The 12,480-nt window shown below is 64.2% G+C and carries 14 protein-coding genes; all 14 read right to left on the reverse strand.

The window, feature by feature from the left end; translation table 11 throughout:
• Nucleotides 1-1,835: DUF3604 domain-containing protein (locus tag QZ607_RS24740; RefSeq protein WP_295888604.1), on the reverse strand; the 1,835-nt coding region annotated here is incomplete at its 3' end.
• A 169-nt stretch (nucleotides 1,836-2,004) separates the two neighbouring features.
• A complete protein-coding gene (locus QZ607_RS24745) occupies nucleotides 2,005-2,670 on the reverse strand; it encodes a hypothetical protein (RefSeq protein ID WP_295888608.1) in 666 nt (221 codons plus the stop codon).
• A gap of 339 nt (nucleotides 2,671-3,009) precedes the next feature.
• On the reverse strand, nucleotides 3,010-5,394 hold the full coding sequence (locus tag QZ607_RS24750; protein WP_295888611.1) for an arylsulfatase: 2,385 nt from the start codon (nucleotides 5,392-5,394) through the stop codon (nucleotides 3,010-3,012).
• 346 nt (nucleotides 5,395-5,740) lie between these two features.
• The gene (locus QZ607_RS24755) at nucleotides 5,741-5,977 is read right to left on the reverse strand and encodes a hypothetical protein (protein ID WP_295888613.1); all 237 of its coding nucleotides are present in this window, start codon (nucleotides 5,975-5,977) and stop codon (nucleotides 5,741-5,743) included.
• A gap of 188 nt (nucleotides 5,978-6,165) precedes the next feature.
• The gene (locus tag QZ607_RS24760) at nucleotides 6,166-6,393 is read right to left on the reverse strand and encodes a YMGG-like glycine zipper-containing protein (protein WP_295888616.1); all 228 of its coding nucleotides are present in this window, start codon (nucleotides 6,391-6,393) and stop codon (nucleotides 6,166-6,168) included.
• Between the two features lie 387 nt (nucleotides 6,394-6,780).
• A complete protein-coding gene (locus QZ607_RS24765; protein WP_295888619.1) occupies nucleotides 6,781-7,098 on the reverse strand; it encodes an HdeA/HdeB family chaperone in 318 nt (105 codons plus the stop codon).
• Nucleotides 7,099-7,126: 28 nt separating this feature from the next.
• Complete coding sequence (locus tag QZ607_RS24770) at nucleotides 7,127-7,426, reverse strand: YMGG-like glycine zipper-containing protein (protein ID WP_295888622.1); 300 nt, start codon at nucleotides 7,424-7,426, stop codon at nucleotides 7,127-7,129.
• Between the two features lie 135 nt (nucleotides 7,427-7,561).
• Nucleotides 7,562-8,809, reverse strand: a complete 1,248-nt coding sequence (locus QZ607_RS24775) for an OmpP1/FadL family transporter (RefSeq protein WP_295888638.1) — start codon at nucleotides 8,807-8,809, stop codon at nucleotides 7,562-7,564.
• A gap of 442 nt (nucleotides 8,810-9,251) precedes the next feature.
• Nucleotides 9,252-10,253: an AraC family transcriptional regulator gene (locus tag QZ607_RS24780; RefSeq protein WP_295888624.1), complete on the reverse strand. Its 1,002-nt coding sequence runs from the start codon at nucleotides 10,251-10,253 to the stop codon at nucleotides 9,252-9,254.
• Nucleotides 10,254-10,516: 263 nt separating this feature from the next.
• Entirely contained in the window at nucleotides 10,517-11,188 is a 672-nt protein-coding gene (locus QZ607_RS24785; RefSeq protein WP_295888627.1) for a DUF1028 domain-containing protein, read from the reverse strand.
• Between the two features lie 236 nt (nucleotides 11,189-11,424).
• Complete coding sequence (locus QZ607_RS24790) at nucleotides 11,425-11,727, reverse strand: YhjD/YihY/BrkB family envelope integrity protein (RefSeq protein ID WP_295888631.1); 303 nt, start codon at nucleotides 11,725-11,727, stop codon at nucleotides 11,425-11,427.
• A gap of 8 nt (nucleotides 11,728-11,735) precedes the next feature.
• Nucleotides 11,736-11,864, reverse strand: a complete 129-nt coding sequence (locus tag QZ607_RS24795) for a hypothetical protein (protein WP_295888633.1) — start codon at nucleotides 11,862-11,864, stop codon at nucleotides 11,736-11,738.
• Nucleotides 11,865-11,871: 7 nt separating this feature from the next.
• On the reverse strand, nucleotides 11,872-12,162 hold the full coding sequence (locus QZ607_RS24800; protein WP_295888635.1) for an SLC13 family permease: 291 nt from the start codon (nucleotides 12,160-12,162) through the stop codon (nucleotides 11,872-11,874).
• Nucleotides 12,163-12,236: 74 nt separating this feature from the next.
• A complete protein-coding gene (locus QZ607_RS24805) occupies nucleotides 12,237-12,392 on the reverse strand; it encodes a hypothetical protein (protein ID WP_295888636.1) in 156 nt (51 codons plus the stop codon).
• Nucleotides 12,393-12,480: the final 88 nt, after the last annotated feature.

Raw genomic sequence — 12,480 nt, forward strand, 5'->3', positions numbered from 1 at the left:
GGGATCTCCAGAACCCGGGCGTAGTAGAAGGCGGGCTGTGCCGGGTCGAAGTCCGGATCGCTCCACACGGTGCCGAGCTCCGAGGCGCCGATGGTGTTGGTCCAGTTGGCGTTCTGCACGTCCACCGTGTTGCCCACCGACGGCAGCTTGCCCTCGGCGTCGGGCTCGCGGCCCGCGGACCAGGCCACGTCGTAGACCTGCTCGTGGGTCTTGCCGTCCTTGTCGAGCCAGCCCTTGATGATCTGGATGCGGTCGAGGTTCGCGCCGATGGGGTCGCGCAGGGCGTAGACCATGAAGCTCGGTGTCTGCTTGCCCTTCACGGCTTTCAGATCGCCGCCCATGGGCACGCCCTTCTCGTAGCCGCGGAAGGCCGGCTGACGGCTGTTCAGGTCCGCCGCCGAGTAGTCCCAGCCGCCGAAGAAGCGCACGATCATACGCGGTCCGGTGGTCGCATAGACCTCCTTGCGCGCCATGGCGTCGTAGATCGCCTCGCGGGTGTTCTCCTCGGCCCAGACCCCGGTGTAGCCGGAAGCGACGAGCATATCCCCCCGGAACACGCCGTTCTCGTTCTCGGCGAAGGGATGGCCCATGCGATCCGGCTTGGGCTCGGCGTTGGTGGCCTTGCCGAAGAAGTTGTCCTCCTCGACGGCGGCCAGCGCGGTGTGACTGTCGGTGGAGCCGACCAACCCGAACTTGTATGGGTTGGTGCCGTGGCGCTGCTCCAGCAGGAGCCCGTTCTTCAACGCCTCGCGGGCATACTCGTACTGGAGCATGCCCTGGGTCTTGGCCTCGGAGAGGTCCAGGTTGCCGACGTCCCAGGTCTCGTAGTCGGCGAAGGCGTCATCCGGGGAGAGGAAGGGGTGGGCCTCGCCGTCACCCTTGATCTGGGTGATCTCGTACATCGGCTCCCACTTGGCGCGCAGGCGGGCGTATTCCGCGTCGATCTTCCGACCGGTGTACTGGGCATCCACGGGGAACATGATCCCGTTGGAGAGGTTGCCGTTGTGCGCCAGCGCGAGCGCGGTGCCGCCGGTGGTCTGCTCGTAGTTCTCGAGCCAGGCGTAGAGGTCCAGCGGATCGGTGGAGCCCACCGGCGCCTGGGTCGTGTAGGGCACGACCCGCCCGGCCTTGTCCGCCCCGTCGCGGAAGATCACGTTGCGGTGCAGGTTGGCGCCCTCCACCAGGGAGGTCCACTCGAAGCCGATCAAGGTCGTGAAACGACCGGGGTCGTTGTAGCGCTCGGCCGCAGCGACGACGTCTTCCCAGATCGAGCCGTAGGTCTTACCACCGGGTGAGTACTCCGCCATCATCTCGGGGTCGATCTGCCCCTGTGAGAAGGTGCCGATCAAGTCGAGCGCGGCGGCCGCCGAAGCCTCGCCCCCCTGCTGCAAGCCCTCGTACCAGCGCTTGCCCTGCGCGTGGGCGATGATGCCGGGCTTGCCCGCGGCGAGATCGGTGATGAAGCCCATGCCGTCGGAGTGATCCGCGATCACCAGCCAGTCCAGCGGCCGTCCGAGCTTGGCCGGCTGACCGCTGGAGGCCATGACCTCCTCGCCGCGGGCGAAGCGGTAGGCATCGTCCAGGCCGAGCCGGGCGCCGAACAGTCCGGCGTCCATGGACAGCGCGGTGTGCAGATGCGTGTCCCCCCAGAAGACTCGGCTCGGGAAACTGCGATGGGCGTAGGGCGAGTAGGCCTTCCCGGGATAGACCTCCGACAGAGACTGCTGCTCGCCCAGCGGGACGTACTGTGCCAGGGCCTGGCCTGACAGCAACAAGGGCGCCGCGCCGAGCAGGGCGGCAGTCGCGACGGACGTGAACCGGTTTCTATGGGTCATCACGGATTTCCTCCAGTATTTCGGTTCTGTTTGTGCCTCTGCGCGAGACATCTTTTTTCTTTGTATCGTCTGCGCGACATGACACCATCTGATGAACATGATGCCGAGGCCGCCCCCCTACTCCATTCCAGTTGTAACTACGGCGCGCCAATCTGTGACATTTGCTTAGTCACGTAGCGCGTCGAGCTGACCTTACCCAGCCAACCAACAGGAAAATAATAAGGCCAATTCCTCCAGCTATCCAGCGAACGTCAGGAATCCCAATATCGCGAGACACTGGAGCTAAAACAATCTTCAAGGCTGCCCGTTTATATGGCTCGACCTTCAGGTATTCAGGATCAGTAACCAAGTCAAAAAATGCCCGCCTTCCGGAATAGCGAACAATAAGAACACGATCCCAGTTGTCTAATTCAGGTTCATAGACAACCAGGTTGCTTTTTTCCTGGCCTTCCGAAATTCCTGAGGTGTCCCCGCCGAATAGCGGGTAAGATCCAAATTCAATCAACCTGGCGCCCATAACATCTTCGTAATGTTCGTTAGCTTCCAATGGAGTCAACGTCTCAGGAACTCCAGAAACCGGCTCAATTTCATCAAAAAATCGCATAAGATTCAGCATGTAGACAGGCTTACCATCATCTCTTTTGCCCCAATCCCGCATGCGAGCGATAAATTCATTCCGCTCTTTCATATCGACAGGAAGCGTTTTTTCCATGATGTCGATATAGCGATCGACTTCCGCCTCGGAGAGTGTGTCTGACGACTGCCAAGCCGAGACAGCTAAAAATACCAAAACCAGCACGATACCAAGAACAATCTCTACAGAATATCTCTTCATTTGCATTCCTTCTTATACAGGATCTGTCGAACCTAGGGGTGCGCATAATGCCCCCGGCCGCAGCACGGTCTTGTCATCGAAATCCCAGCCGGCGAAAGCACGGACGGTGATGCCCGAGCCGGTCGTCGGTTTCGTTGCGAAAGTCGTCCCCTTCATGGAACGACCGTATCCGGGGAGCGCTGCTTCAGGGCTCCTCGAATAATTCGAGGAGCCCGTGCGGGGCAGGATGCCCCGCCATTTTTCAAGCGCCCAAGCGCTTGAAAAATGGAGCGAAGCGGAAACCGCGTTTTCGCTTCGCGTCTTGAAAAATTGCCAGGACGGCAATTTTTCAAGGTCCCCTCAGTCATCCGGCATCACCGGAATGGCCGCCTGCGGCGCCAGGTTCTCGAAGTGCAGACGCGCGAGCCTGCCCTCGAATTCAAACGGCGCCTTGTCGAAATAGGCATTCGCTACGGGAGAACTGGTATCCATTCCGACGTCGAAGGTCTCGGAGGCGGTGAACGTAGCCGGCACGGTGCGGCGGACGGTGCCGCCGCTGGCGGGCTCGCCGTTGATCCAGAACTTCAGTTCCGCGGGCGCTGCGCGTTCCATGGGCGTGCGCATCTCCATGGCGATGGAGACCTCGCCGGCTGGCAGCGGGCCTATCTCGATCATGTCGCGCTTGAGCAGCAGGGCGCTGTACTCGTAGAAGAGCGTGCCGTCCACGGCGAACAGGCTGACGCCGCCGGCGTAACCGCCCATGGCGAAGATCACCCCGTTAACGCCCTCGGGCACCACGGCCTCGATCTCGGCCCGCAGGTTGCCGTTGCGCACGTTGGGCGCCTGGCTCTCGGGGATGCGGGTGATGCCCTCGAACAGGGCCCATTCCGTGTTCGTGCTGCGCTTCATCTCCTGGGGGTTCAGGCCCGTGAAGAGCCCCCCGCCGACCGGCAGCACCTGGTTATCCCGGGCCACCTCCATGAACAGCGCCTTCAGTTCCTCCAGCTTCTTCGGATTGTCCTCGGCGAGATCGTTCATGAGCGAGTAGTCGCTGCGGGTGTCGAACAGCTCCCATTCGTCCTGCATGGGGTCCCACTTGCTCAGGTCCGGCAACTGCGCAATCCACGGCGTCCGGGGCCCGAAGGTGCTGGCCATCCAGCCTTCGTGGTAGATACCGCGGCTGCCCAGGGTTTCAAAGTACTGCGTGCTCTTGCGTTCCGGCGCCTCGGCGGAGTCGAAGGTGTAGGCAAAGCTCACCCCGTCGATGGGGTCCTGCTCGTGGCCGTTCACCACCTTCGGCGGGGTGATGCCGAGGATCTCGTAGATCGTGGGCACGACATCGTTCACGTGGGTGAACTGCGGCCGCGGGGTTGCGTCCGGCTTGATCCGCTCCGGCCAGGACACCACCATGGGCGTGCGCGTGCCACCCCAGTCGGCGGCAATCAGCTTGGTGTAGCGGAAGGGGCTGTCGCCCGCCCAGGCCCAGCCGGCGTGGTACATGTTGTCCATCCTCGGGCCGCCGACGGCGTCGAGGCCGCCGAGCCCCTCCATCACCGCGATGTGCTCCGCGATCGTGGAGGGAATGCCGTTCTGGGCATTCAGCTCCGCCACGCTGCCATCGAGACCTTCGGCGGAGGCGCCGTTGTCGGAGACGATGTAAAGCACCAGCGTGTTGTCGCGAATGCCGCGGGCTTCCAGCTCGTCGATGAGCCGCCCGACCTGCGCGTCCGTGTGCTCGAAGAAGCCCGCGTAGACCTCCATGAGCCGGGCCTGGAAGGCCTTTTCGTCGTCGGGAATATCCTCCCAGGCGGCGATGCCTTCCGGACGCGGCGGGCGCCGCGCGTGTTCCGGGATCCAGCCCATGGCCTTCTGGCGCTCGAACACCCGCTGCTGGTAGGCGTCCCAGCCGTCGTCGAACTTGCCCTCATACTTATCCGCCCATGCCCGGGCGACATGATGCGGGCCGTGCACCGCACCGGGTGTCCACCACATCAGGAAGGGCCGGTCGGGATTCATGGCCAGGTGGCGGCGCATCCAGGTGATTGCCTTGTCGGCCATCGCCTCCGTGAGATGAAAGTCCTCGTAGTTCTCCACGTGGGGCATCGAGATCGGCGTGGTGTTCTCCCACAGGGTGGGCTCCCACTGCGAGGTTTCGCCGGCGATAAACCCGTAGAAATAGTCGAAGCCCCGCCCGGTCGGCGTCCGGTCGTAGGGGCCGTTGGCGATCTGCTCGACCGGGGTGTTGTGATCTTTGCCGAAGGCGGAGGTCGCGTAGCCGTAGTGGCCCAGCACCTCGGCAATCGTGGCCGACGACTTCGGGATCACGCCCGTGTAGCCGTCCCAGTCGTTGGCGAACTCGGCGATGATGCCGGCGCCGACCCGATGGTGGTTGCGCCCGGTCATCAGGGCGGCGCGGGTCGGCGAGCACATGGCCGTGGTGTGAAAGCGGTTGTAGGCGATGCCTTCCTCGGCCAGTCGCGTCAGGGTCGGCGTGTGGATCTCGCCGCCGAAGGTGTCGGGCTGCCCGAAGCCCGCGTCGTCGAACATGACGATGAGAATGTTCGGCGCATCTTCAGGCAGGTAACTCGGGGTCTCGCGCCACTGATGCACCGACTCCTGCAGGGTCGGGCCGACCTTGCCGCCCATGGGCGGGTCGGGGAAGGGCAGGACCTCCTGGGCCAGGGCCGGCACGGTCTGCAGGGTGAGCAGCGCCCACGTGGCGCCGAGTAGCAGTTGTCCTACCATGTCGCGTCTCCATCCGTTCATCGGTCATGCCTCGCTATCTAATGAAATCGCTGTGCCGCAGTGGCTTTGGCGACAGCTCGGTTAGGAAAAGGTGTGCATTCCTCAAATCCGAGAGTGGCGCCAAATGAATATTCTGGGCACCATCGTCGATTAACTTTCAGTGTTGAGCGGGCTACTTGTCCGTCGCCTTGCCAGGGTCCACGACCGGGCCGCCCGGCAACGTGACGATGGTCATGGTGCGCTCCAGGGCCGCGTGCTTATGCATGCCAGCGCTATGGTAGCCCTCACTCCTTACCAGCTTAAAAAACGCATCGCGATCAGGATAGTAGTTGACCGAAATCATGTCCTAGTCTTGGTTCTCGGGAATCACAGGCCGGATACGGATCCTGAGCTTCGTGCCCTCGTCAGTCAGCCCGATGCTTCGGTCCCGGCTGATCTGGATCGGTAAGGTCACTCGATCGGCGACCAGGCTCCTTGGCTCACGGGCCAGTTCGGAGGCGCTCGGCTCGGCGCTGGCAGCGACGGGCAGCGCAGTCAATGCGGCGGCGAAAAGGCTTCCGCCCGACAGGTAGCGGATCTTCATTCGAGTGGAAAGGTGCTGTGCTCGGTCGCCGCGGGCGCCGCGCGGCCCCAGGGAGCAACACAGGCACTGAGTGTCGGCTCGTCCGGTGGCCGTGGCAGGGCGTCCTTGCGCCCGTATTCTAGGCGCTCTTCGGCCACGGCCTCGCCGCCCCCTTGCCCTGTCGCAAGGGAAGGGGGCGCGTCGCCCACTCAGTCGATGTTGCCTTTTTGGTGCTGGTCGTACAGGTAACCACCGACGGTACCGGCCCCTGCGCCGATCAAGGCGCCCCTGCCAGCATTGGCGCTCATAGAGCCGATAAGGGCGCCTCCCGCCGCACCCATGGCAGCGCCGCTGCCGGCTCGTGAGCCGGTCGTCGAGCCGCAGGCGGAAAGTAAAGAAGCTGCCGAAATCACAGAAATCAAGGTAATAGGTTTCATTGTTTTCTGTCCGATCAGAGATCGATCAAATTGGTGCTTGGACGCCTCCTCCGATGAAGCCCCGGCAGCCCGCCGTGGCCGCCTCGCAATCGGCGCTACCGCGGGCTACGGCACAGATGGCATAGAGGTCACGGACCTTGAAGACCTCCGAATCTGCGGCCTGCTGTCCGAGCGCACTGCCCGACGGCAGGATGAGGAAAAGCAGGACGCCACAAATCGGCGCAACGCAAAACGGTTTCACTCTTGTCGTGTCCTCATGCTGGTATCAGTCGTCGTGACGGGCGTGAGCGGCAGCCCTCTGCCAAGCACCGAGTCTATGGCATTGTTCAAGGCTTGGCCTGTCATTCTGTGCCATGTCTTCGCCACGCTTGGGTATCCGCAGCTGCGTCACTTCGCCAGCTTCTCAAATGCTGCCAACGCGTTGTCGGTGGGGTTGTCCAGGCAGTAGTCAATGAAGCGGTCGGTCAGGTCGGACAGGACCTCCACGTCGAACTCTGTAGTCCCCATCTTCCCCAGCCTGTACCCATGCACCAAGGCCAGTGACACTTCCCGCTCGCTGCCGGATAGGCGCATGACGTCCTTGCACAGATATTGATTGAGGTCTCTGTCGGTTGTTGGCTCCTCGGCGAGGGCGGCGGCGGTTGTGCCGAACAATAGGGCGGCGGTCACTGTGACGGTCAGCAAGCGACGAAACGACTTGGACATAGGGGTCTCCTGTGCTCAGGGTTTAAGCTCAATAACGACGGGCCATACAGTCGTCGTACACGCGCCGGTAGGTGTCGTTCCTCCTCACCGCACCGGTCGTCCCGCCGACAGCGGCACCAATGCGAGCCCCCTTCCTGGCGCCCTTGCGGGAGTTGTCGCTGACGATCGCACCGATGGCGGCTCCACCAACGCTGCCGGCAGCGGCTCCGCCGATGACCCCGCCGGTATTGCGGGCCGCCCGCTCGGCCCGGGCGGCACAGTCTGCTGGCGATTGGGCATGGACCGATGTCGCCGCGGCAAACGCCATCAGCGTCAGGATGATGGCCAAAGGGATTCGACTGGGACTTCTCTGCATCATCACTGGTCTCCGGTTCTTCTGCCCTTGTTGGCGCCGGCCGGCTTGCGGCGCCAGTCGTTGTGAGTGATGGCCGTGCAACGCCGGCCGCCCGGCGATGCGGCATCGTCAGAAGTCGTAGCGCAGCGTCCCGCCCAGGATCGCGAGCATGTTGGTGTCGTAATCGCCGCGCAGGGTCACGCGCTGGGCGGTCTGCTCCAGGGCCGAGTCGCCGACGAAAACGAGAGTCGCGCCCAGCGCGAAGGCCAGCGCGTCCTTGTGTCTCCAGGCGTAAGAGGCCGAGAGCTTCCACTGCTCGTCCACCGGGAAGTCCAGGGTCCGGTACTTGTCCTTGACCGGGGAGCTCTCATAGGACAACCCGAAGGACACGAAGGACGTCGAGCTCAAGGCCCGAACGGCGGCAACGCCCCCATGCCAGGTGTTGTCCCAGTTGCGGTCCGAGACGACGACCCGGTCGTTGCTGAAACCGAGCTCGTTCTCACTGAATTTCGACCACTCCTGCCAACCGGCATTGACGTAGAGCTGGGTCCTGTCGTCGAGGCGATAACGCAGCCCCGCCTCGAGCCACTGCGGGTTGCTCCAGCCGATCTTGACATCGCGCGGCAGTGATGCGGCAAGCTGTCGGTTACGCAGCCCCTCGTACTTGATGTCGCCTTCCAGGTTCGTGTCCATCTCACTGCGGTACACGATCCCGAGCAGCAGGTCGTCGGATAACGCATAGGTCAAACCGAGGACGGCCTGAATCCCCCAGTCCTCCAGATCTTCGAACTTGATGCGGCCGTCGAGCGCCGGGTCCGGCGCGCCCTGGCGCAGCGCGATGGTCTGGCTCAGGGCCGAATAGACCACCGAGGCGCCGGCACCGATGGAGAGCCGGTCGCTGACCCGATAGGCCAGCGATGGGGTCAACGCCAGTCCCGCCAGCGCCACGTCCTGGATTGCATAGCGGCCGACGAAGTCTTTGCCGTAGTCCACGCCGCCGCCCAGCGGGGCCGTCGAGGCGAGGCCGAAGCGAAGCCGATCGGACAGGGGCCGAACATAGAAGAAGCTGGGGATGGGCGCGATCTGCCCTGCATTGCCGCCGCTGTCGCCGCTGACCGGCCCCAGGCGCCGCGGCAGGCTGGCATCGTTGCGGGCACCCTTGACGTTGAACTTGACGCTGGGAACGATGACTTGAAACCCGGCAATGACGTGCTGCCGGTCGATCCCGGTCATGCCGGCCGGGTTCGTCCACGAGGCATCCGCGCCCCGGGTGTTGGTCGGGTTGGCGACGCCCGCCGTGCCCAGGCTTCCTGGCGTGCCCACCGATGGGCTGTAGAAGCCCGCGCCATGGGCGGCATGCGTCGCCGCCAGCAGCACCAAAACCAAACAGGCCGCTCGCCTGCCGTACGTTCGATCTGCCACGTTGATGGAACCTCATGTTGTCGGGCGGACCGCCGGGGTCCAAACGGTCCTGCCGCTCACTCGCCGAACAGCGGCACCTTCGACCATACGGGACCGGAACTACCGGCGTTAATAAGAAAACGCGCAACCCCCACTCCGGTCCGATCAAGGGGTACTCCGACCAGTCCTCCCCAGCGCCGCACCCAGCTGTCGATGCCAGGCCCAAGCCGGTCGTCGCGCATGGCGGGTCGCTGGCGTGAGCGGTTCGTTCGCCCGATCTCGGGCCGGCGCGAGCGCGGTACTCCGCCTCTCGGTCCATGGGAGTATCGCCCCAGTGGCGGAAGCGCGCCTGTCATCTCGTGCCAATCCCATGTCCGACACGCCGCTTGCGCGCGGCACGGCGGCGGATATGGAGGACTCAACGACGTTCGGCGGCCTTGCGGAAGACCGACGGCGAGACGCCGATCGCGCGGCGAAAGGCGCGGGTGAAGTTCGAGGCGTCCGTGTATCCGAGATCGAGTGCGATCTCCACAACCGGCTTGTCCGTACGCTGCAGCCACTCCGCGGCTCGGCGGAGCCGTAGATCACCGAGCAGGGCCGTAAAGCTGGCCCCTTGATTGGCGAGACATCGCTGAAGACTGCGTCCACTCATCCCGAGACTTTCCGCCAGCAGCTCCAACGTCACCGCGTTTCCGGACAGCAAGGACTCGATCTGCAGGCTGACAAGGCCCGCAAGATCGTCTGGAAGGGATGGCGTGACAACGGACTGCGCTGCCACCGACCCCTGGACAGCATCACAAAGCCCCTGCCCGAGCAGTGCGCGGGGGAATTGGAGGTAGGTCTCGCCCGGTCGATAGGCCACGCGAGTGCCGTCGAAGATCTCGGCAGGCGGGAGCGCCTCCCCGGGCCTGAAACCGAAGCTGATCTCCTCCGGGGCCCAACGCGGTCCCGCGAACCTGCGGATGTTGGCGATCGTGATGGCAAAAGAATTGAGCTGTGACTGGTAGTCGCCAAGGGTCGGCTGCCAAGGCGAATCCAGATGCAACCGGACCTGAGCGCCTCGCGTCGACAGCCGGAACCTTTGTCCGAGCACGACCGATCCGTACAGGGATACGCCCTGGTGCAGGTACTCATAAAGCGTGTGTGCGCGCGAGAGAACGCTGCCGTAGGGGCCGAGATCCTCATTCGCGGTCGCGTCCGCGACGTGGAGGCCCAGCTGCTGCGTGCCCAGCGACTGGCACGCCAGCTCGACCCAGCGTAAGCCCTTCTGGAGCGGAAACAACGTGTTGGGGTGCTGGAGCAGCTCCGGGCGGATGCCTGCTCGCACCAGAAGCGCCTCGGCGGGTGCTCCCAGCCTCTGCACAGTCTCGACCCAGGGTGCGATGATGAGCGCCCGGGCGACTGGGAGCGGCGATGACATGGCGCAGATGTCTATGACGTTTCTCTTAAGGCCGAGGATCTAGGTCAAGCGTAGCCTCTGCGGTCGGCTGGCGCCATATGACAGGCCGTTGCGCTTCTGTATCGTTGCAGCGCCCTGTCCGCGCGTGGCGAGGGATCACCGACAAAGTTGAAGGATCGCATCCGGGGATTCGCCCCGGCCGCTCCGGATGGATTTCCCTGCGCTCTACCGACTAAGGCGAATACTTGCCCAGTCTCAGGGCGATGTCACGAGCGCACCTGTGCTCACTGACGCGGCAACAGCCGGTCGATGAGTGCCTGATCCATCAGCCCGGCCGCTCCGAAGCGCCGCGCGGCTTCCACGTACTTGGGCGCAGCGGACATGAGCGCCTGCGCCAGCTCGGCGGCCGCCGTCTCGTCCCCGGCGTTGGCCAGCACGATGGCGCGCCACCAGGAGAGGTCCGGGTCCATCGCCGGATCAACCGCTTCGTCAGGCAGCGCCGCCAGGGCCTCCGCTGCGTGACCGTTCAAGGTCAGCTCGAAGGCCTCGACCGTCTGGTGATAACGCCAGGTGTGTTCCACCAGACGCCGCAGCTCCACCAGCGGCTCGGGGTGGTCGTCCACCCGCAGGTCGATGCAATGCCCGGCCGCGGCGACACAGGCCTCGCCGGTGTAGGCCGCGACATTGCCGTGCGCGTCCACCATGGCCACCTGGCGGCGCTCCGGGTGCGGGTCCACGCTCTTCAGGGACGTGAGCGCCTCCTGCGCGGTGAGCCCCGCGCTCAAACCGGCCAGACCAAGCTCTCCGTACATGGGCTCACCCATGGACTGGGTGGCGATCACGCCATGCCCGGGTGCGGCCCAGGACACGCTGCTGCCCACGGAGAAGGCCTGCGACTGCGTCGCGATGCCCATGTGGCCGTCCGCGGCATCCCGCGCGACGATGGAATAGGTCATGGCTCTTGACGCCCCGATAATTGATTGTCGATTTGGTCATTTGAATGAAGAAACACGCGAAATGCGCGAGCGCGCCAGTGGTTTCACGCTTCCGCGCCGGACTTTTTCGCGCTCTTCACCTGTTTCGTAGTTGGTTAGATCCGCGTAATCTACTCCGCAGGGATGCTCTGTCCAGCGATGAGCCCCCGCCGTGCCACGCCGGCGGACGCCTGCCCCAGCAACCCACAATTCGGCGTTCAGGTCGCTTGTGAGACATCTCGCAGGGACGCCCGGGTCAGCGCGGCGCCGAGCAACAGCAACAGCGCCGAGAAATAGACCCACATCAGCACCACCAGCAGCGAGGCGGCAGCGCCGTAAGCGGACGCGATAGCCGTGGAGGAGAGAAAGGCCGCGATGCCGTAGCGCCCGGCGCTCAGCATCAGCGCGGTGACCAGCGCGCCCGGCAGGACCTCCCGCCAGTTAACCTGCTTGTCCGGCAGCTGCGCCGCGATCCGCCCCTGCGCCGCATCCTCCCCGAGAACGACGCCGATGACCGTCACGGCGATGATCAGGGTCGGCGCCAGCGAGAAGAGCTGAAGAAGGCCAGCGCCCCCGCATGCAGAAAGGCATTGTGCTCCAGCCACAGCCCGACGCCGTCGCGGACGACCTGAAAGGCGCGTTGAGCCGGCTGAATCATGGGTTCCTCATCCGGCGATCGCCGCCGGATACAACGGCAACAGCCAGGGCACCAGGGCGACGCTCATCGCCCCGACGATCATGATTAGGCTCTTCATCTGGATCGAGCGATAGGCCTTGTCGAGGTCGATGCAGCCGAACAGCCCTATCATCAGGCAGCCGATCAGCGCCGCCTGCACGTTCAGCAAGATGCCGGTGGCCATCAGCACGACGACGACCAGCAGCGTGAAGACCGCATATGGCGCGCGCTTCGCCGCCGGCAGGTATTCGTCGAACTCCTGCGGCAGGTTCAGCAGCACCAGTTCCTGACCACCCTTCTGCAGCCGGCGGATGGACCGCCAGGGGCCGGCGAGCAGCAGGGTGTCGCCCGGCTTCAGCTCCTTCTCGCGCAGGTGATGGGCTCCAGCACGCCACGGCGCCGGCGCATGCCAACCAGGGTCAGCTCGAACTGCGACTCGGCTTCCGCCTCGGCGACGGTCTTGCCCATAAAGGCGGACTGGTACGGCAGCATCACCTCCACCAGGCCCACGTCCTGCGACCGGTAAGCGTCCGGCCAACTACAGGATTGCCCCCTGCGGCTTGATGTCGTCCAATTTCAAATTGTGCGGCAGCAGTGC

It is taken from the genome of uncultured Thiohalocapsa sp. (assembly GCF_913063425.1).
Lineage (GTDB): Bacteria > Pseudomonadota > Gammaproteobacteria > Chromatiales > Chromatiaceae > Thiohalocapsa.

Excerpts from the sequence above, each read along its gene's own strand:
- QZ607_RS24745 (WP_295888608.1), bottom strand. The coding sequence starts at position 2,670 with ATGAAGAGATATTCTGTAGAGATTGTTCTTGGTATCGTGCTGGTTTTG.
- QZ607_RS24750 (WP_295888611.1), bottom strand. The coding sequence starts at position 5,394 with ATGGTAGGACAACTGCTACTCGGCGCCACGTGGGCGCTGCTCACCCTG.
- QZ607_RS24755 (WP_295888613.1), bottom strand. The coding sequence starts at position 5,977 with ATGAAGATCCGCTACCTGTCGGGCGGAAGCCTTTTCGCCGCCGCATTG.
- QZ607_RS24760 (WP_295888616.1), bottom strand. The coding sequence starts at position 6,393 with ATGAAACCTATTACCTTGATTTCTGTGATTTCGGCAGCTTCTTTACTT.
- QZ607_RS24765 (WP_295888619.1), bottom strand. The coding sequence starts at position 7,098 with ATGTCCAAGTCGTTTCGTCGCTTGCTGACCGTCACAGTGACCGCCGCC.
- QZ607_RS24780 (WP_295888624.1), bottom strand. The coding sequence starts at position 10,253 with ATGTCATCGCCGCTCCCAGTCGCCCGGGCGCTCATCATCGCACCCTGG.
- QZ607_RS24785 (WP_295888627.1), bottom strand. The coding sequence starts at position 11,188 with ATGACCTATTCCATCGTCGCGCGGGATGCCGCGGACGGCCACATGGGC.
- QZ607_RS24795 (WP_295888633.1), bottom strand. The coding sequence starts at position 11,864 with ATGATTCAGCCGGCTCAACGCGCCTTTCAGGTCGTCCGCGACGGCGTC.